Source organism: Hymenobacter sp. BT188, from assembly GCF_014333585.1.
In the GTDB taxonomy this organism is placed as follows: domain Bacteria; phylum Bacteroidota; class Bacteroidia; order Cytophagales; family Hymenobacteraceae; genus Hymenobacter.
The window spans coordinates 661,756-680,150 of record NZ_JACSCW010000001.1 but is presented as its reverse complement, the minus strand read 5'-3'; the positions used below and the strand labels follow the sequence as shown (position 1 = coordinate 680,150).

Here is an 18,395-nt window from a genome sequence, read left to right as displayed (position 1 = left end):
CCCTCCTATTCTTAGCGTCATGTGTAAGCGTCTTCTCCCGTTGCTCCTGCTTTTGCTCACTCCGCTCAGCCTGTGGGCCTGGGGTGCCGACGGGCACCGGGCCGTGGGCAAAATTGCCGAACAACACCTCTCCCGCCGCGCCAAGCGCGAAATTCAGAAGCTGCTAAACACGGAAACACTGACGATGGTCAGCACCTGGCCCGACGAAGTGCGCTACTACCCCGAGTTCAAGGAAACTGCCCCTTGGCACTATGTAAACACGCCTTCCGGCCTCAATCATGACCAGTACATACAGCAGCTCAAGGCCCAAACCGTTCCGAATGCTTACAGCGCTATGCTCGCTCAGCTTGCCATTCTGAAGGATAAGAGCAAGCCGCAAGCCGAACGCGTAGCCGCGCTTAAGTATGTCGTGCACCTGGTGGGCGATGTGCATCAGCCGCTGCATGCGGGCCATGCCGAGGACAAAGGCGGCAACGACATTAAGGTAAAGTATCGGGGCAAGGACACCAATCTGCATAGCCTTTGGGATAGTGGCCTGCTTGATTATCAGGGCCTCACCTACACGGAAATGGCTGCTGCCTACAATGCCACGCTGCGAGGCCGGGTAGTGCGGAAGATGCAGGCTGCCGCACCAGAGCAGTGGCTGTGGGAATCGTATCAAGCTAGTAATCAGATATATAAGGACACGCCCAACAACGCCGACGTCGATTATCGCTATTACCCTGCTCATGCCGACATGATGAAGGAGCGTATCACCCAAGCTGGCGTGCGTCTGGCTGGCATGCTGAACAAGGCGTTCCGCTAATCAACTAATCCACTGGCCGTCTGGCGGAGAAGCAACGTTTAACAATAAATTGTTTATCCTGTTTCGAAACCCTGCTGGCCTCAGTCAGTGGGGTTTCGGCTTTCAGGGTGGCTTACTTGTATCTTTGCCGCATGCCGCACACCTTTTACGCTCCCAACCTTACTACGTCAACTTACCTGCTACCCGAAGACGAAAGCAAGCACGCCGTCCGTGTGCTACGTCTTACAACCGGCGACGCTGTAGAGCTGGTGGATGGTGTGGGGGGCATTTTTCAGGCGGAAGTAGCCGATGCGAATCCCAAACGCTGCCTGCTTCGCATAACTAGTGAGCAGCGCATACCGCGTCGCGCCTTTTCAGTGCACGTGGCCGTCGCCCCCACCAAAAACCTCGACCGTATGGAGTGGCTGGTGGAAAAAACGACCGAAATCGGTATTGACCGCCTCACCTTCCTGCGCTGCGCCCGCTCCGAACGCCGTGAACTGAAACTGGACCGGCTGGAGAAAATTGTAGTTAGTGCTCTAAAGCAGTCGGGGCAGGCGTGGCTGCCGCAGTTGGATGAACTGACGGATTACGCTGGCTTTATTCCAACACTCGAGCCAGCTACCAGCTTTATTGCGCATCTGGCTGAGGGTGAGCGTACGGCTTTATCGCAGGTGGCGGCGTGGGGGGCAAATTGCTGCATCCTTATCGGGCCGGAAGGCGACTTTACTCCAGCTGAAATAGAACTGGCGCTGCAACGCGGTATTCGACCTGTAACGCTGGGTGAATCGCGGTTACGCACCGAAACAGCCGCGCTGGCAGCAGTCCATACGGTGCATATAGCCCACGAATTTTACGCAGCTGCGAATGCCAATCAGACTAATGAGCAGTAAATTCAGGTTACATACCCTAATAAGCTGCCACTTCATTGAACGACCGCTGTTTCCTTCCGCGTTAACTTGGTAAGAAATCTTGTCACCTTATGCTTAAGCACCTTCTTTTAGCGGTTAGTTTGCTTCTGATAACGGCCGCTGCGCCCGCGCCTAGCTTCCGCATTGCCAAACTGCACTACGGCGGCGGCGGCGACTGGTACGCCAACAAAACGAGCTTACCCAACCTGATTCAGTTCTGCAATCAGACGATAAAAACCAATATCGCGCCCGACGAGGCCACCGTGGAGCTGGATAATCCAGAGTTGTTTACCTACCCCTTTATCCACATGACGGGCCACGGTAACGTCGTTTTTACTGATGCGGAGGCTAAAAACCTACGGCGCTACCTCACCGGTGGCGGCTTCCTGCATATTGATGATAACTACGGCCTCGACAAGTTCATCCGTCCCGAGATGAAGAAGGTGTTTCCGGAGCTGGAGTTTGTGGAGTTGCCTTTCTCCCACCCTATCTATCACCAAAAGTTCGACTTCCCGAAAGGTCTGCCAAAAGTGCACGAGCACGAAGGCAAACGCCCTCAAGGCTTCGGCTTGCTCTACAAAGGTCGGCTGGTATGCTTCTATACTTTTGAGTGCGATCTGGGCAATGGTTGGGAGGATGTAGGCACCTATGACGACCCACCCGCCACCCACGAAGCGGCCCTGCGCATGGGGGCCAACCTAGTCGCATACGCACTAACGCAGGACTAATAAAGAACGTCATGCAGAGCGGAGCGAAGCATCTCGCGTGCTGACGAGAGGGCAGTAATCTTACTAAACATGCCAGATGCTTCGCTCCGCCCTGCATGACGGCCTTGGTAAACAGCCGTCAAATTGTGCACCGGATAGCTCAGATTTTAGGGACAGCTTCTGCTTTTTGCCCTCCAGCAGTACTAATAGCTAATCCTCAGCTATTAGTACTTAGGTTTAAGAATCTCGCTTAGAACAAAGGCCGCGCGCAGATCAGTGGGGTTGCGCAACATGGCCTGTACCCGGCGACGGGCATCCTGACGGGCCTCGTCGGGGCTGTGCGCGGCTTGGCGGGTCCAGTAGTCTTCGCGGGCTGGTAAAGCAGTCGCGCGAGGTAAATTAGCTGCCAAACGCGGCTGCCGCGTGGGCGCCTCCAAGGAGCGCGCTGGTGGCATCGTTTCCAAGGATCGGGGGTCAACCTCCGTGCGCTCCAAGCTACGCGCCACTGGCGCTTGCTCGCGGGGCAAAGGACGACCGGCCGGCGTAGTGGGTCGGCTGGCAGCAGTAGGCGGAGGTTGATTACCCGCTTTGTTCTGCGACTTCATCTGCTCCAGCAAATCCTGAAACGAGGTAGTAGGCAAACCAGGGGCCTTCGGCAACGTAGGCCGCTCACGCAATTCGCGGGCTGCCATTTCTCGGGCTTTTTGCACCATACGCCACACAAAAACGCCAATACCCAACAAGATGATGAGTAAGGTTTGGATCTTTTCCATAGTGAGGTAGGTGCGTGAAGAGTGGAAAAACTAGTCGTATTATTCTTTGTGATGAGCAAAGAAAGCGCCTGTTAGCGCACACCTTTCTCCGGGAATTTACCAGTTTTTGTTCGGTAAAAAGCCTGAATTTGTTCCAAGTCTGCCTCGTAATTCCCCGTGGGATAAATGGGTCCACCTACGCCAGACTCTTTGTTTTTATAGTCCAGAAAGCCTAGCAGAATCGGCACGTTTGCTCCCTCGGCAGCGAAATAAAATCCTTTGCGCCACTTGGGCTGATACTGACGCGTGCCTTCCGGCGTGATAAGAATTACCAGCTCATCGCGCTCATTGAATAGTTTTATCATGCCATCCACAAGGCTGTTGTTGCGGCTACGGTCAACGGGCAGCGCACCCAACGAACGCATCAGCCAGCCTACGAAGGGGTTATCGACCCACTCCTTTTTAACGGTGAAGCGCACGGGCACATTCATCAGAAAAAAAGAGGCGCGGGCATAGAGAATATCCCAGTTGCTGGTGTGCGGGGCCGCAATCATCATGGCCTTGGTAATGCCCGGCGGCACCCGCGAAACCAGTTTCCAGCCGGTTATCCAAAACCAGAATTTAGAAAAGTAGTACCAGAAGAAAGGCGTAGTAGAGGCTCTTGGCATAAGGAATTTTTGGGTGACCAACGAGAAAATGCCCCCCAGGGTTAAAACTAGGTAATTTTTGAGCAACGTCGCTACTTATTGCAGGGCACGCAGTTGCGGTGCCAGACTCATCGTGTAGCGATAGCCAATATCGTAGAGTTCGGTGGCCCGGCGGTAGCTGAGCGTGCGGAAGTTGCGTAGCTCAGGCGGCTCAATGAGCAAATCGCAACGAAGGCGGCGGGCGGGCGTATTGGCGTTGATGCCTAGCAGCAAGGTGCGCTCTACCAGGCTCCGAAATGTAGTGATGCGCGCCGCCGGATTCACGGGGTTACAATGCACGCCCACCACGACGACGTTCTGATCCAACAGCGGCTCTACGGGCAGATTATTCAGCAAGCCTCCATCTACTAATTGTCGTCCCTGATACTCCACGGGCCGATAGAGCACTGGTACCGCCGACGACCCCAACAAGGCCGGCAGCAATGGCCCCTCCGAAAAGTACACCGACACGCCTTCCACCAAATCAGTAGCAACCAGCGTGAGCGGGCGCTGCAAATCGGCGAAGGTAAAATTCCCCCCCAGATGCTCTTCCAACAGTTGTTTTAACGCATCCAGATTCAGTAACCCATGCCGACTAAAAGCCGGACGCAGCAAGCGGGTAATCGGCATGGCCGTGAATAGGCGCAATACCTCAGCCGGCTTGAAGCCAGCTGCATAAAAGGCCCCCACAATTGCCCCGGAGCTGACGCCTACTAAACGGGCAATCGGAATTTCCAGCTCGTCCAGCGCCGCCAGTACGCCCAGATGCGCGATACCCCGCGCCCCACCTCCCGATAACGCTAAGCCGATTTCCCGCATCTGGTTAGCAACGAGTTAAAGGTCTTCCACGCGCAGCGTTTCCGCTAGGCGCACTCCTCTATCGGTGGCCTGAACGGTGCAGGCAGCATTGGTGGGGTCGTGTTGCAGCAGCAGCACCCAGTTTTCGGCGGCAGCGCGGTTGAGTACGGCCTCTTTTTCAGTTAACGTCGCCAATGGGCGCACATCATAGCCCATCACATACGGCAATGGAATATGTCCTGCAGATGGCAGCAAATCGGCCATAAACGCTAGCGTACGACCTTTATACTCCAGTACCGGCACCATCATTTTCTCTGTGTGGCCGTCGGCAAAAATGATTTCCCGAAACTGCGGCAGCGCCGAAGTTGCACCCGGCGTCAGAAACTGCAAACGCCCACTTTCCTGAATTGGGAAAATATTCTCCTTTAGAAAGCTCGCCTTTTCCCGCGCATTAGGCGTTACAGCCCAATTCCAATGCGCTTCGTTTGACCAATACGTAGCATTAGGGAAAGCCACTTCCAATTTGCCCCCCGGCGTGCGCACCACCGAGCCACCGCAGTGGTCGAAGTGCAAGTGGGTCAGAAAAACGTCGGTAATATCTGCGGCCGTGAAGCCTCGCTGGCGCAGTGAGTTCTCCAGCGTGTCATCACCATGCGGGTAGAAATGCGACCTAAACTTCTCATCCTGCTTGTTACCCATCCCATTGTCGATGAGGATGAGACGGTTGCCATCCTCAATCAGCAAACTACGCATGGCCCAGGTGCACATATTATTAGCGTCGGGCGGATTGAGCTTTTGCCACATGCTTTTGGGCACCACACCAAACATAGCGCCGCCGTCAAGCTTGAATAGCCCAGTATCAATTGTATAAAGGTTCATACGCTATGCAGTACACTACTCAGCCACAACGCCCATGGCCGAAAACTTATCAATGCGCTGGCTAATGCGCTCTTCCGTCGGTATGACACTTAGCTCATCGATAGTTTTGATAAGCGTCTTCTTTAGCGTATCAATCATTCTGGGCACATTGGTATGGGCACCACCCAGCGGCTCTTTCACGATGCCATCCACCAGTTTGGCCTGCATCATATCAGTAGCCGTAAGCTTAAGGGCCTCAGCGGCCTGCTCTTTATAATCCCAGCTACGCCACAGAATACTGGAGCACGATTCCGGAGAAATAACAGAGTACCAGGTGTTTTCCAGCATCAGCACCCGGTCACCGATACCGATGCCAAGCGCGCCGCCGGAAGCGCCCTCGCCAATGACGACGCAGATAACAGGCACCTTCAACATGAACATTTCCTTCAGGTTGCGGGCAATGGCCTCGCCCTGCCCCCGCTCCTCAGCTTCCTGCCCCGGAAACGCACCCATCGTATCAATCAGCGTCACCACTGGCTTATTGAACTTCTCAGCCATTTTCATTAGGCGAAGCGCCTTGCGGTACCCTTCTGGGTTGGCCATGCCGAAGTTACGGTACTGCCGCTCCTTGGTATTGCGGCCTTTCTGTTGCCCAATGAACATTACTGTGCGGCCATTCAAATTGGCGAAGCCTCCTACCATAGCTTTATCATCGCCCACGGTCCGGTCACCATGCAACTCAATAAAGTTGGTGGCCATGCCCTCAATATAATCGAGGGTATAAGGGCGGTCGGGATGACGCGAGAGCTGCACCCGCTGCCAGCGGGTGAGGTTGGCGTATGTTTCTTTCTTGAGGGCCTTAATTTTGGCCTCCAGCGCCGCAACGGCCTCCGATACATCTACCTGGCTGTCAAGCGCCAACTGTTGCATTTCGCGGAGTTTGCCTTCGAGGGCGGCTATTGGTTGTTCGAAATCGAGGAGCATTGCCGAGTGAAATAGGCGTCAGATAACGAAAAAAGGGATTGAGACTGGACAAATGTGCCTCAAGCCTGAGTTAGCAAAGGTAAGCGAAACCGCTCCACCCGCTATATCAGTAGCTCCAAATCGAGTTTAGAAAAAACAATGTCGCTGAAAAACAGCCACAACCGTACAGAATGGCTTTTTTTCTGTAAAAAAATGCCCCCTATGTTGTGCAGTCTCAAACCTCCTCCTACCTTTGCAGCACTTTAAGGGAAAAACAAACGGTTCACCCACAAAGTAATTGGTTCGGTAGTTCAGTTGGTTAGAATGCCGCCCTGTCACGGCGGAGGTCGCGGGTTCGAGTCCCGTCCGGACCGCTTGCATAAGCCCCAAGTTGCTGTATATCAGCAATTTGGGGCTTTTTGTTTACTATTTATACCCTGTTTCTAACCTTACGGTGCTTTCGGATGCTCAAGGCAGGGCCAAGAAGGAAGAATCTGCTTTATTTCAGGGCAGCATTTTAACCAACTGAACTACCGAACCAATTTACCCTACCGAACGACTTGTTGTTCTTCTGCCAGCCAGTATGTGCTTCCTTCGTGGCATTGAGGTGACTATTGCTGTAAACCCGCAGGCCATTAAAAACGAAGAAGCAGAAGGCACCTAGCTGTATGTCAAACTCCTTCGCGACCGCTGTACGCTTTGAAACGAGCGTCAAAAGTGGCGAACCTTTCATTTTCTGGCTTTTGTCGTCTTATTGCGTCGTACAATAATGCTCCGCGCTGACGCTCGAAACACCCTCCCATTACCTTACTAAACGTTCAGGTTATGAAACTTCTCTATGCGCTTCTGGCTCCATTGGTCTTTTCGTTGCCCAGTATAGCCCAACAGACCCAGAAACCACCGTTGCACGGCAAGCACTGGATGGCAATAACGGGCAAACCCCTAGCGGCGACGGCTGGGGCCATGACGTTTCAAAAAGGCGGTAACGCGGTCGACGCGGCCTGCGCCATGCTGGCCGCGACCTGTACTATGTGGGATGTGTTGAGTTGGGGCGGGGAAACTCAGGCCCTTATCTATAACCCGAAAACCAAAAAGGTAATTGCCATCAATGCCATGGGTGTGGCACCTACGGGGGCGACAGCAGAGTTCTTCAAAAGCAAAGGGTACAACTTTCCTCCGGAGAACGGCCCGTTGGCCGCTACTACGCCTGGTACCCCGGGCGGACTCATGCATATGCTAGCCAACTACGGCACCCTGAGCCTAGAGCAGGTGCTCACCCCAGCCATGGAAATGGCCGCCGGCTACCCTATAGAAGCACAGACAGCCAACAGCATCGAGAAAAATAAGGAGCTTCTCAAACAGTGGCCGTACAGCAAAAAACTGTTTCTGACACACCCCGGCCAGCCGCGGGAAGCGCCAGAGGCCGGCGAAATATTTGTGCAGCAAAACCTGCTGCAAACGCTGACCAAACTGGTGGAAGCTGAAAAAGCGGCTCTTAAGCAAGGTAAAAGCCGGAAGCAGGCCATCATGGCGGCCTACGACCGGTTTTATACCGGCGACATTGCCCAGGAATTTGTCCGAGGTTCGAAAGAACAGGGTGGTCTGATTACCATGCAAGACTTAGCCCGCTGGAAACCCTTGGAAGAGGAGCCGCTGATGGTCAATTACAAAGGCATCGACGTGTACAAGCTGCAGCAATGGACCCAAGGACCTGCCATGCTGCAGGGGCTCAATATTCTGGAAAACTTCGACCTGAAGGCCATGGGCTACAACAGCTCCAAGTACATCCATACGGTGTATCAGGCCATGAACCTCTCGTTTGCCGACCGCGACTTTTACTACGGTGATTCCCATGCTGCCCCGGAAGAACCTATCAAGGGCTTACTCAGCAAGGCCTACGCTAAGCAGCGGGCGCGGCTTATCCAATACCAGAAAAACGACCCCCGCATTGGCCCCGGCGACCCCTACCCGTTTGAGGGCAAGAAAAACCCGTACCTGAAACTGCTCAAAGCCCGTGGCTACGAGATGGATACCACCAAACGAAACTTCGCCCCAAAACACGACGTGGGCAACAATTCTTCTACCCCCGAGTACCAAGAGCGCCTATGGCTAGGCACGACCACCATGGAGGCGGCCGACAAAGAAGGCTGGGTGGTGTCTATTACGCCCAGTGGCGGTTGGCTGCCTGCCTGCATTGCGGGCAACACTGGGGTGGGCATGAGCCAGCGTATGCAAAGCTTTGTGCTGGACCCCACCCTGAACCCGTTTAACGTGGTAGCCCCCGGCAAACGCCCCCGCGTCACCTTAACGCCCTCGATGGCACTCAAAGATGGCAAGCCTTTTCTATCTTTTGCCGTGCAGGGCGGCGACACCCAAGACCAGAACCTACTGCAGTTTTTTCTGAACGTGGTGGAATTCGGTATGACCGTACAGCAAGCCTCGGAGGCTCCCAACTTTAACACCAACCAGCTGTGGCTCTCACTAGGCGGTTCCAAAACCGACGACCGCAAACCCAAACCGGGCCACATTCTGCTCAACAACAGCACCCCTGAACCGGTGCGGGCAGAACTGAAAAAGCTCGGCTACACCATGAGCTTTGACGAGCGCACCAGCGGACCCATTAATGCCATTTACTTTGACTGGAAACACGGCAGTCTGTGGGGCGGCTCCAGCAACCACGGCGAAGATTACGGCATTGGCTGGTAGGAGAAGGATGTAAAAGATGTGTAGGAAGTCCCTTAAAACACTTTAGAATCATGCCTCATCTGGATCTGGCGTCCGCAGGTCAAGGCTGACTATCATACGAATTCCTAAACGGCTTCAATGAGCAAGTAAGCGTCGTTCTAAGTCAACTATTGCCAGCTAAATATTAGTAAAGCCCTGCTTACCTCACTTTGACTTAACTAGTCAAAGTGAGGTAAGCGGGGCTTTTTGTTGTTATGAGACAAGCTACCTTAAAGGCTATGCTAGAGTGGTTTCGGTAAGCATCAGCCTATAACCTGCACGCAAAGTTTCACCTTGTTGGTGTGCTTATGGTGTCCTCACATTACATAGTACGTGCTGGCGAGTGGCGTATTGTCTTTTGGCAGATTCTTGTCGCCAATCATCTGCTTTAGGTTCACCTCAATGGTGCGTGCAATAGCCGTCACTGGGGTATCCGTGGGCTTGCCTTCGAAGGGGTCTTGCAGGTGAATGGCCATCTTCTCGATTAGGAAAAACGAGGATGAGATGGCTACAACCATCAATACTTCCAGTACGCCGAATATCTCAAGTAGAGCAAAGGGCAGCAACATCACAAAAAAGAACAGGGAAAAGTGGGTATACAGCGTGTAGGTCACCGGAAAAACGGTGTTTTTTATACGCTCACACTTGCCCATAGAATCGGTTAGCCGGGTTAGGGTGGCATCGAGTTCTACCTGCTGGTAGCTGTTCACCCAGCCCTCGTTCAAGGCGTAGCGCAGATCCCGGGCGTGCAACTCCAGCAACGCGTTGGGTATGTTATCGTGTTTGGTGATAAAAGCAAGTTCTTCGGGCGCCAGATAGCGGCGAATTTTCTCCACATCCATTTTATTGCGCAGGGCCATCCCAAGGCTGTAGCTCCAGGCAATTTGCCGGTTTGTGAAGCGCTCCACCCAAGCGTGAACTTCCTGCGGAGCGTAGGGCGCGTCGGCAAAGCAGAGCACCTGGCGGATCAGGGAGCGTGAGTCGTTTACAATTGCCCCCCAAACAATGCGAGCCTCCCACCACCGGTCGTAGGCCTGGTTCGACTTAAATGCCAGCAGCAGCGAAAGCACCGTGCCAAGCACCATGGGAACGCTCAGCGGCAGGGAGAGCGACATAATATGAAAAAAATGATCTTCTACCGCGATTAACGTGGCGTAGACGAATACAAACAGGACTTCCTTCTGTATTTTCCCAAAAACGTAGCTAAGCGGAATTTTGGTCTTCAATAACATAAATGGTTCGTTACTAAGCGTTAGCAGAAATGCATGGCAATGTTTGGCGCTCGCTACGCGACCGAAAGGCAGGGCACTTTCGTGTTGATGGCTTTATCACGGACGCTGCGGCTGCGCCCTACGCGCAGGTAGTCGAGCATACTTCGCTTTTTGCAGGTAACGACCAAGTCCACTTCAAACTCTTCAATAAAAGAAACCACGCCGGTCGTCAGGTCGCGCTGCTGCTGCAGGTGCACCGAGAACTCGACGCCCTGCAGCACGGGGGCCGCATACAGCTCATCCAGCGCCTGCTTCAGCTTGACTGTGCTGGTGCCGGGGGCAAACACCAGCAGGAACGTAACGTGGTAATCATTCCTACACAGCAGGTCCACCAGCGTTTTGTCGGGCAGGGTATTCGTACGGACTTCCGCATCCAGCACAAAGGCGATTTTGCGGAACTGAGTGGTTTCAAAAAACTCGGGGATGTATAAAACCGGAAAGGAAATATCCTGCACCAGGCTGCTGAAATGACGCATGGCCTCTGACGGGTTCGTAAGCGATACGGGGCTCATTATCAGATCAATCTGATTGCCACTGACGAAATTTTTGATCGTCAGGGAGGTATCGCAGCAGAGATGAACTACGCGAATACTGTGTATCTCGAGGGCGTAGGATTTTTTTAGCCGCTCCAGAGCCTTCTTAAACTCCGCATCGGGCTCCCGAGCCTTCTCAGCTTCGCGCGGCAACAGCAGCAACTCGGTAATAGAATCGGGTAAAGGCGTATGGTGCAACAGTATAATCTCGCAGGTCTCCCCTTTTAGCAGGGTAAGCGCGTGTTTGACCAGATTTAGGGAGTATAGTGTTAGCTCGGTTGGAATTACTATTTTTTTCATATAGGTGTTCTTGGTTTGTTTCTAGACTGGGCTTTTAGAATAGAGACAAAGCAAAAACACCCTAATTAAAGTGATATTAAGAGGAGGTTATAATGCCATTAAAGCTCAACTATAACCAAAATCATGTATCCATTATTTTATTTAAACACTTGACTATCTGATAGTTGAATTATATAGCAAGGGGCTTTTATTAAAGAAAATTAATGTACATACATCAGTATGTACGCCCTCTTTGGACCAGTAACGCGGGGTAATTACCTCTTGATGTGATGGAATAAGGGGGAATACCAAGAGGGAAAGACGAGGAAAGTCCCAACAGAAAATAGTACTCTTCTGGCGTGAGATATGTCATTTATTCATTTGACAGTCATCATTTTACAGGCAGAAGAAATTGACGATCTTTAAATATTGGTCAACTTCTGCTTTACACTAGCAAATTGTTTCCGCTTTTCCCCTACTCTGCTCCTCTTTCTTCGCTCAAGCAAACCTATTGGCTATGCAACCGACATTCGTAGTTATGACCGATTTGTCGCGCTCCGCTGAGGCGGCGCTGACGTATACCACCCGACTCGCCCAACGCCTGGATGGGCGCCTAGTGCTGCTACATGTTTTTCTGGACCCGGTGCTCGAACCGGAGATATCGATGGTGGCGGCACCTATTCTGGTAGCCAGCCGCCAGGAAATCATGACGAATATGGTGCAGCGGGCCAGCACGTTGCCTGTTCCGGCTGATACCGAAGTAGTTGTTGATGTGTTGAGTACGGCACTAGCCAACGTGGTGCAGCAACACCATCCTTTGCTGCTGGCGCTGGGGCGCGAGGAACCTGATAACGTGCTGGACCGACTGGTGGGCAACCGTGCGCTCCCCATTCTGCAGGACGCGCATCATCCCCTGCTGGTGGTGCCTGAGAGCTGGCACGATACGGAGCTGCCGCAGCGTATAGTGGTGGCCACCGATGCGCATCCTTTCACGTTGAGCGCGCCTTCGCTGGAGTTAGAAGAGCTGTTTAAGGCGCTGCAGCCTACGACTACGGTGGTGCACGTTACCTCCGGCTCTGGCCCGTCGCAGGCGGAAGTGGGGCTGGCTTCGGTGCAACGCACAGGGTTATTTGGCAGCCTTTCCAGTAATAGCCTGTACGAGGTGTGCGAAGAAGCGCCCGCTGACGGTATTCTGCACGCCGCATCGGAGCTGCAGGCCCAACTGATAGTGATGCTGGCGCGGCCGCATACGTTTCTTGGGGGGCTTTTTCACCGCAGCATCACGGCCCAGATCCTACGCCGCAGCCCGGTGCCGGTGTTGGTGTTGCCTACTAATAAATAAGGGTAAGCCAGCAGTTTTCGGCCAACTCTTTCCTATCGACTTCATCTCTAACTCTGACTATGCATATATACCGGCGCTGGTTTCTTGCCTTGCTGCTCACGATGCTGCCCTCCCTGCGGGCAGTTCCAGCTCCGAATGCGTATATCGGGCGCAATAGTATCAGTGCGGAGGTCAGCCAAACTACGCCGAAGGCGCTGGCCGCCCGTATTCAGAGTCTGCTACGGCCTAGAGCAGCGTGGGCTCAGCATCAGCAGCCCGCAATTGACCCAAAAGAAGCACGCATTTTTTACGCAAAGCGCCGTTTTGTGCCGGCCTGGAGCACCAGCCAGCAGCCCAGTGCCAATGGTCGCGCTGCCCTGGCGTTGCTGGCCGGGGCCGAAGACTATGGCTTGCAGCCCAGCGCCTATCATGCGCCGGCCCTGTTAGCCCTCACCGATTCGCTGACCTGGCCCACGTCCGTTGTGCGCAAGCAAGCCCAGCAGGCTCGCTTTGAGGTGTTGCTCACCGATGGCTTGGTGCAGTTTGCCAAGCACCTGCGCCGGGGGCAATTACACGCCTTTGTTCCGTCGCCCTTGGAAAAGGTGGAAGGGCCATTCGACCCGGTTGCATGGGTAAGCCGCGCCCTCGAAGCGCCCGACTTTGCGGCGGCGCTGCTGCGATGCCAGCCCCGCCACCGCGAGTACCAGCAGCTCCAACAGGCACTGGTACGGTGGCGGCAGCAACCCAAAGGCGCTGATTCCATCGCGCGGCAACGACGGACGGAACAGATAGTCCTCACCCTGGAGCGCTGGCGTTGGGACGCTATTCCCGATTCGACTTACGTACTGATAAATCTGGCCGCGTACGCTATGGAAGTAGTGGACAATGGCCGTGTACGCCAAACCCACCGCCTCGTGGTTGGCCGCTCCGAAAGCCCCACGCCCACGCTTAGCAGCCGGCTTACCTCGTTCACGGTGGCGCCGGAATGGCACGTGCCTCATAGTATTGCCACCACCGAAATACTGCCTTACCTGCAGGAAAACGCCAAATATCCGTCGGAGCACGATTTTTTGGCCGAAAACAACTACTCCCTCTACGATGCCAAAGGCCGCCGCGTAGATCCGGCTACGGTGAAGTGGCAGCACGTGACAGCCAAGAACTTTCCTTATAGTATTCGGCAGAATCCGGGGTGCGGCAATACGCTGGGCAACATCATCTTTCGCTTTGCCAACCCCTACTCCGTGTATCTGCACGCCACCTCCGAAACCAGCGACTTTGAGTTGGCCAACAGAGCCTTGGGGCACGGCTGCCTGCGCACGGAGCGCCCCATGCGGCTGGCCGCCTATCTGCTCGGCCCCGATAGCACCAGCGTAGCACTACCTTCGGAAGCGGAATGCGAAGCCGCCCCCAAGCCGCGCACCATTACTCTTCGGCGTCCGATGCCCTTTCATGTGCGCTACGCCACGTGCGCCGTTGTAGCGGGCGAGCTCAAATTCTATCCCGATATATACAGCCGCGACGAAGCTTTACGGCGGCAATTATTTGCCCCCCAAAATAGTCTGCGCTTACTGGTAGCCCCGATTGAGTAGAGCTTCCTGCTTTTTCAACCACTGCTTGCCCGAACGAGGTAGAGACGCGACACTTCGCGTCTCGTCGTTGCGGTCTTTGAACGGCCTGAACCCCAAGTCCAATCATTACAACCTCAGCAACGACGAGACGCGAAGTGTCGCGTCTCTACCTCGTTCGGGTAGTAGCCAAACTACCTCCAACCGTTTCTAAGGCGTGGCAGCTTGGGCCTGTTTCTTTTGCTGCCGACGAAAGTAGCCCCGCAGCAGGAAATTGTGCTGCAAAGCTTCCATGCTTTGGTTGAAGCCCTCAGTTCCTTTTTCCACGTTTTGCAGCGTCCGGCGCAGCTGTTGGCTCATGGCGGTATCAACCAGCAAGGTATTGAGGGGGCCACCGCTGGTTTGCACCTGCTGTTTCAGAGATGCCATTGTTGCGGCTAGCGTATCGGAAGAGCTGGCGAGCTGGCGCGTGGTATAGCGCATCCGGCCGGCGAAGGCTGTGTCGGTGAGCAGGTAGCCCGCCGGACCGCGTCCTCGGCGCACGTCGTTGGTGATATTCTGCAGATCGACGGCGGAAGCCTGCAAAGAGGCCGTTGCGCTGGCGGCGCGACGTAGCGATGCGCCCAGATTTTCAGCCAATTTCTGGTCGTCCAAAATCTGCCAAATAGCCTTGCTGCCATTGAGTTTGCTCGTAATCTGGCGCAGGTCCTGTGTAATGCCCACCAGGTTTTTGTTCGATATGTCGAGCGTATTGAGCATATCCGCCACGGCCAGGGGCTTTTTGGTACGCAGCACGTCGCCGGGCTCAACGGGCGGAGCGGGCGCGGCCACGGCACTCAGGTTCACAATCGTATTCCCCACCAAGCCGTCGGTACCAATGGAAGCCACGGCATTCTTCTTTACAAAAGGCTGTACGTCGCGGTTCAGGTGCATTACTACGCGCACCGTGCTGTCATTCTGAATCTGGATGCGGCGCACGGTACCAACGTCGATGCCAGCCAGCCGCACGTTGTTGCCGATCAGCAGACCCGATACATTGCGAAAATCGGCCATCACCTCCAGCGACGACCCGAATAGGTTCTGCTTGCGCCCCAGCAGAAACAAGACCGCCATCAGGCAGCCCACTCCCACAGCCACAAATAAGCCCAGGCGAATATTATTACTGGCGGTAGCTTGCGGCATTTTACGTAACGGTTAATGATAAAACGGGAGCCTTGAATACCTGATTTTAATAGCTGGGGGGCTTTTTTACAGAGTTGTCAGACAAAAAATTCGCGCACGTATGGATCGTCCAGCTGCTGCAATTCCTGGTAGGTGCCTTCGACGTGGCAGCGTCCCTCCACCAAAAGTGCTACCCTGTCGGCGGTGAGGCGCACACAATTCATATCGTGCGAGATGATGATGGCGGAGGTGGTGTACTTCTGCTGCACCTCGCGGATAAGCTGAGAAATTTCGCGCGCCGTTATCGGGTCGAGGCCCGTGGTGGGCTCGTCGTACAGAATAATTTCGGGCGGAATGATGAGGGTGCGGGCCAGAGCAATGCGCTTGCGTTGCCCACCCGATAGCTCGGCCGGCATCTTATCGATGGTTTCGACCAGCCCCACATCGTCGAGGGCCTGCATCACCATGCTTTCTTCCTGCCCCCGCCGATCGGCCATCCAGTGGCGTCGGAGAGGAAACAACAGGTTTTCGCGTACTGTCATAGAGTCGTAGAGCGCGTTACTTTGGAAGAGAAAGCCCACTTTGGTTCGCAGCTGGTCCAGCTCATCATGGCTCAGAGTGCTCACCTCCTGACCCAACACGGTAATGCGGCCCGCATCAATGGGCAGCAAGCCAATAATGCACTTGATAAGCACCGACTTACCGGAGCCCGACTTGCCCAGCACCACCAGATTCTCGCCCCGGTGCAGGGTAAGCGAGAAATCCTGCAGCACGTGGTTGTCGCCAAACGACTTGCTCACGTGCTCCACCGTGAGCACCTCCTCGGCAGGCGAGGCGGCAGCAGTAGCTGACAATGGAGCAGAATCAGGAAGCATGGGAAAGCAAAAACAAGAATTTGAGTAGCTATTTGAGCAGCCGGTACGCTGTTATGATAGCACTAATCAGCACCAGGGAAGTATAGATAAGTTTGGTGTTTTTGGCCAGCCAATTAGGCAGATAAATGTCGAAATTATCGGCCGCCGAGCTGGAGTATTGCCGGGCCAATATCGTCAACGGACAGAAGAAGTTGAATCCCAGAAGTACCAGCCCTTCCAGAGCTATTAGGCCGTAGCCCAGCCAAAGCCAGTGATCCAGCCGGCCAGTAATGGCCGCGTAGAGCAGGTAAAAAATCACAACGTTGAAAAACAGCCATATCAGCGTGTGTAGGCCTTTTATAAGACTCAGTGCCAGATGTTTATTCATGGCCTTGATGACAAGCGTCATAACAATACTCAAAAGGCAACCTCTGGCTCAGTTTAGACCGAGGGCGCCGGTGATCTGAACGGCCAGTAAATCGAGCAGAAAAATGACGAGCGACGAAACGACCACCGCCGAGTTGGCCGCCCGCCCCACGCCCTCTGTTCCCTTGTTGGCGTTGTAGCCTTTGTAGCAGCCAATTATGCCGACGGCAAAGCCAAAGAAGAAGGTTTTGATAACCGCTGGCACTACATCGCCGAAGGTCAGGGTAGAGATGATATTGTTGGTGAACAAGGCCAGCGTGGTGACACCTTTCAGATTGATACCGATATAGGCCGCGTACAGGGCAATGGCGTCGGCGAGCAGGGTGAGTATCGGCAGCATGAGCGTGGTGGCTAGCACGCGCGTAACTACCAGATACTTAAACGGGTTGGTGCCAGCTACTTCCATGGCGTCAATCTGCTCGGTTACGCGCATAGAGCCCAGCTCGGCCCCAATGCTGGAGCCTATTTTACCGGCAAAAATCAACGCGGTGATAATGGGGCCCATTTCGCGGACAATAGTCAGCCCCACCATAGTCGGAATCCAGGACTCAGCCCCAAACTTCGCCATGGTTGGCCGGCTTTGCAGGGTGAGCACTATGCCCATGATAAACCCCGTAATGCCCACCAGCGGCAGCGACTGGTATCCAACAACGTAGCACTGATACAGCAACTCCTGCACCTCGTAGCGGGGCCGAAAGCCATGACGAAAAAACCGCCAGGCGAAGTTCGTAATGGCCCCTGTTTCAGCAAGAATAGTACTGTTCATCTCATTGCGTTAGTCAGTAAAACCAAGGTAACATGGCCGGAAGCGCCCATTGGGCTCCAGCAGCTTCATCCAGCACTTAATCTACTCGGGCGCGGACTTGGGGCGGTCTGTGGTGGGCAGCAGCAACACGGGTACGGTACTGATGCGCACTACTTCGGCCGACACTCCCAAGTTGAAAATGCTGGTTAGTAAGGTGCGCGGCCGGGCCAGTATTACTACCATATCGGCCTGAATATCAAGGGCGGCCTGCACAATGCCTTTGCTGCGCGGCTGCGAACGAATTTGATAGGTAGTGTACTTGGTTTCAGCGGGCATCAGGCCGCTCTGGCGCACAGCGGCCTCAGCCTTGCTAATGCCACCATCGGCGGGGTCCTGGGGCGTTACGATATGCACAATAGAATACTGCGCCGACCAGCTCTCCAGCACCGACCGAAATGCCAGGGAAGAGTCGGTTAGCTGAAAGGCTTCGCTATCGGCGGCCACGGCCACCAGCCGGGGCAGTGGCAGCACCGGATCCTGGGCAACGTCGGTTTCTTCCGGAACCAGCAGGAGCGGCAGGCCAGTCTGCCGCAGCGCGGGCAAAGCCTGATTCATCAGCATCTCATCGAGCATATCATGCTCCGCGGCCAGCCCCATCACAAGTAGCTTAGGCTGCCACCGGTCGATTAGCTCCCCCAACACATCGTGCAGATTCCCGGCTTCACTCTCCACAATGGCGGGGGCAGGCAGGTGCCGGGCCAGCGCTGCCAGCGCGTCCAGCGTATCACGGCGCTCTTGCCGATAGTACTGCTCCGGAATGGTAACCAAGCCCAGCTCAGGTTCGAGCATCGGCATATTCTCCATATGCAGCAAGATTACCTGACCATTGGCGGCGGCCGCCAGAAGCGCCGTCAGATAAACCGCCCGCTGCGACCTAGGGGACAAATCGGTGAGTACCAGAAAGGAAGGTTCCATAACGGTGACGTGAAGAGATGACCGAAAACACTGCGGTTAAAGCTGCTTGATGTAAAGCGGTTTAGCAATGACAAATGGCATT

At 54.5% G+C, this 18,395-nt stretch carries 18 protein-coding genes and 1 tRNA gene; 7 read left to right on the top strand and 12 right to left on the bottom strand.

Translation table 11 applies throughout. From position 1 onward, the window contains the following. The first annotated feature begins 19 nt into the window (after nt 1-19). From H8B13_RS02655 to H8B13_RS02645, 3 genes are all read left to right on the top strand, one after another. A complete protein-coding gene (locus tag H8B13_RS02655) occupies nt 20-805 on the top strand; it encodes a S1/P1 nuclease (RefSeq protein WP_187309269.1) in 786 nt (261 codons plus the stop codon). A 131-nt stretch (nt 806-936) separates the two neighbouring features. Next, on the top strand, nt 937-1,677 hold the full coding sequence (locus H8B13_RS02650; RefSeq protein ID WP_187309268.1) for a 16S rRNA (uracil(1498)-N(3))-methyltransferase: 741 nt from the start codon (nt 937-939) through the stop codon (nt 1,675-1,677). Between the two features lie 89 nt (nt 1,678-1,766). Then, entirely contained in the window at nt 1,767-2,423 is a 657-nt protein-coding gene (locus H8B13_RS02645) for a DUF4159 domain-containing protein (protein ID WP_187309267.1), read from the top strand. 203 nt (nt 2,424-2,626) lie between these two features. On the opposite strand, the gene H8B13_RS02640 is transcribed toward H8B13_RS02645, so the two are convergent. The 5 genes from H8B13_RS02640 to H8B13_RS02620 all read right to left on the bottom strand — a co-directional run bounded on the left by H8B13_RS02640 (nt 2,627) and on the right by H8B13_RS02620 (nt 6,480). After that, entirely contained in the window at nt 2,627-3,175 is a 549-nt protein-coding gene (locus H8B13_RS02640; protein ID WP_187309266.1) for a hypothetical protein, read from the bottom strand. A 71-nt stretch (nt 3,176-3,246) separates the two neighbouring features. Next, entirely contained in the window at nt 3,247-3,822 is a 576-nt protein-coding gene (locus tag H8B13_RS02635; RefSeq protein ID WP_187309265.1) for a 1-acyl-sn-glycerol-3-phosphate acyltransferase, read from the bottom strand. Between the two features lie 75 nt (nt 3,823-3,897). Next, the gene (locus H8B13_RS02630) at nt 3,898-4,659 is read right to left on the bottom strand and encodes a patatin-like phospholipase family protein (protein WP_187309264.1); all 762 of its coding nucleotides are present in this window, start codon (nt 4,657-4,659) and stop codon (nt 3,898-3,900) included. Nucleotides 4,660-4,674: 15 nt separating this feature from the next. Beyond that, nucleotides 4,675-5,517, bottom strand: coding sequence for an MBL fold metallo-hydrolase (locus H8B13_RS02625; protein ID WP_187309263.1), 843 nt, complete (start codon nt 5,515-5,517; stop codon nt 4,675-4,677). Nucleotides 5,518-5,532: 15 nt separating this feature from the next. Beyond that, nucleotides 5,533-6,480, bottom strand: a complete 948-nt coding sequence (locus H8B13_RS02620) for an acetyl-CoA carboxylase carboxyltransferase subunit alpha (RefSeq protein ID WP_187309262.1) — start codon at nt 6,478-6,480, stop codon at nt 5,533-5,535. A 279-nt stretch (nt 6,481-6,759) separates the two neighbouring features. Here H8B13_RS02620 and H8B13_RS02615 point away from each other — a divergent pair. Continuing rightward, nucleotides 6,760-6,833, top strand: a tRNA-Asp gene (locus tag H8B13_RS02615). A gap of 451 nt (nt 6,834-7,284) precedes the next feature. Next, complete coding sequence (locus H8B13_RS02610; protein ID WP_187309261.1) at nt 7,285-9,165, top strand: gamma-glutamyltransferase family protein; 1,881 nt, start codon at nt 7,285-7,287, stop codon at nt 9,163-9,165. A gap of 335 nt (nt 9,166-9,500) precedes the next feature. Here the strand turns inward: H8B13_RS02610 and H8B13_RS02605 are convergent, their stop codons facing one another. Together H8B13_RS02605 and H8B13_RS02600 are read right to left on the bottom strand one after the other, a co-directional pair. After that, the gene (locus H8B13_RS02605; RefSeq protein ID WP_187309260.1) at nt 9,501-10,415 is read right to left on the bottom strand and encodes a bestrophin family protein; all 915 of its coding nucleotides are present in this window, start codon (nt 10,413-10,415) and stop codon (nt 9,501-9,503) included. A 53-nt stretch (nt 10,416-10,468) separates the two neighbouring features. After that, the gene (locus H8B13_RS02600; RefSeq protein WP_187309259.1) at nt 10,469-11,287 is read right to left on the bottom strand and encodes a universal stress protein; all 819 of its coding nucleotides are present in this window, start codon (nt 11,285-11,287) and stop codon (nt 10,469-10,471) included. A 496-nt stretch (nt 11,288-11,783) separates the two neighbouring features. On the opposite strand from H8B13_RS02600, the gene H8B13_RS02595 reads away from it, so the two are divergent. Together H8B13_RS02595 and H8B13_RS02590 are read left to right on the top strand one after the other, a co-directional pair. Continuing rightward, nucleotides 11,784-12,608 (top strand): universal stress protein, encoded by an 825-nt coding sequence (locus H8B13_RS02595; protein ID WP_187309258.1) that lies wholly within the window; start codon nt 11,784-11,786, stop codon nt 12,606-12,608. Nucleotides 12,609-12,667: 59 nt separating this feature from the next. Beyond that, entirely contained in the window at nt 12,668-14,176 is a 1,509-nt protein-coding gene (locus tag H8B13_RS02590) for a L,D-transpeptidase family protein (protein ID WP_187309257.1), read from the top strand. A 186-nt stretch (nt 14,177-14,362) separates the two neighbouring features. Here the strand turns inward: H8B13_RS02590 and H8B13_RS02585 are convergent, their stop codons facing one another. The 5 genes from H8B13_RS02585 to H8B13_RS02565 form a co-directional block, all read right to left on the bottom strand. After that, on the bottom strand, nt 14,363-15,334 hold the full coding sequence (locus H8B13_RS02585) for an MlaD family protein (protein WP_187309256.1): 972 nt from the start codon (nt 15,332-15,334) through the stop codon (nt 14,363-14,365). 77 nt (nt 15,335-15,411) lie between these two features. Next, nucleotides 15,412-16,188, bottom strand: coding sequence for an ABC transporter ATP-binding protein (locus H8B13_RS02580; RefSeq protein WP_187309255.1), 777 nt, complete (start codon nt 16,186-16,188; stop codon nt 15,412-15,414). A gap of 28 nt (nt 16,189-16,216) precedes the next feature. Further along, nucleotides 16,217-16,555 (bottom strand): hypothetical protein, encoded by a 339-nt coding sequence (locus H8B13_RS02575; protein ID WP_187309254.1) that lies wholly within the window; start codon nt 16,553-16,555, stop codon nt 16,217-16,219. Between the two features lie 48 nt (nt 16,556-16,603). Next, nucleotides 16,604-17,359 carry an MlaE family ABC transporter permease gene (locus H8B13_RS02570; RefSeq protein WP_187309253.1) on the bottom strand — a complete coding sequence of 252 codons (756 nt, stop codon included), beginning with the start codon at nt 17,357-17,359 and terminating at the stop codon, nt 16,604-16,606. 81 nt (nt 17,360-17,440) lie between these two features. Further along, a complete protein-coding gene (locus tag H8B13_RS02565; RefSeq protein WP_187309252.1) occupies nt 17,441-18,313 on the bottom strand; it encodes a universal stress protein in 873 nt (290 codons plus the stop codon). Between the last annotated feature and the right edge of the window lie 82 nt (nt 18,314-18,395).

Bases quoted from the DNA above. Each gene is read 5' to 3' on its own strand.
- H8B13_RS02655 (WP_187309269.1), top strand. From the start codon at position 20: ATGTGTAAGCGTCTTCTCCCGTTGCTCCTGCTTTTGCTCACTCCGCTC.
- H8B13_RS02650 (WP_187309268.1), top strand. From the start codon at position 937: ATGCCGCACACCTTTTACGCTCCCAACCTTACTACGTCAACTTACCTG.
- H8B13_RS02645 (WP_187309267.1), top strand. From the start codon at position 1,767: ATGCTTAAGCACCTTCTTTTAGCGGTTAGTTTGCTTCTGATAACGGCC.
- H8B13_RS02640 (WP_187309266.1), bottom strand. From the start codon at position 3,175: ATGGAAAAGATCCAAACCTTACTCATCATCTTGTTGGGTATTGGCGTT.
- H8B13_RS02635 (WP_187309265.1), bottom strand. From the start codon at position 3,822: ATGCCAAGAGCCTCTACTACGCCTTTCTTCTGGTACTACTTTTCTAAA.
- H8B13_RS02630 (WP_187309264.1), bottom strand. From the start codon at position 4,659: ATGCGGGAAATCGGCTTAGCGTTATCGGGAGGTGGGGCGCGGGGTATC.
- H8B13_RS02625 (WP_187309263.1), bottom strand. From the start codon at position 5,517: ATGAACCTTTATACAATTGATACTGGGCTATTCAAGCTTGACGGCGGC.
- H8B13_RS02620 (WP_187309262.1), bottom strand. From the start codon at position 6,480: ATGCTCCTCGATTTCGAACAACCAATAGCCGCCCTCGAAGGCAAACTC.
- H8B13_RS02610 (WP_187309261.1), top strand. From the start codon at position 7,285: ATGAAACTTCTCTATGCGCTTCTGGCTCCATTGGTCTTTTCGTTGCCC.
- H8B13_RS02605 (WP_187309260.1), bottom strand. From the start codon at position 10,415: ATGTTATTGAAGACCAAAATTCCGCTTAGCTACGTTTTTGGGAAAATA.
- H8B13_RS02600 (WP_187309259.1), bottom strand. From the start codon at position 11,287: ATGAAAAAAATAGTAATTCCAACCGAGCTAACACTATACTCCCTAAAT.
- H8B13_RS02595 (WP_187309258.1), top strand. From the start codon at position 11,784: ATGCAACCGACATTCGTAGTTATGACCGATTTGTCGCGCTCCGCTGAG.
- H8B13_RS02590 (WP_187309257.1), top strand. From the start codon at position 12,668: ATGCATATATACCGGCGCTGGTTTCTTGCCTTGCTGCTCACGATGCTG.
- H8B13_RS02585 (WP_187309256.1), bottom strand. From the start codon at position 15,334: ATGCCGCAAGCTACCGCCAGTAATAATATTCGCCTGGGCTTATTTGTG.
- H8B13_RS02580 (WP_187309255.1), bottom strand. From the start codon at position 16,188: ATGCTTCCTGATTCTGCTCCATTGTCAGCTACTGCTGCCGCCTCGCCT.
- H8B13_RS02575 (WP_187309254.1), bottom strand. From the start codon at position 16,555: ATGAATAAACATCTGGCACTGAGTCTTATAAAAGGCCTACACACGCTG.
- H8B13_RS02570 (WP_187309253.1), bottom strand. From the start codon at position 17,359: ATGAACAGTACTATTCTTGCTGAAACAGGGGCCATTACGAACTTCGCC.
- H8B13_RS02565 (WP_187309252.1), bottom strand. From the start codon at position 18,313: ATGGAACCTTCCTTTCTGGTACTCACCGATTTGTCCCCTAGGTCGCAG.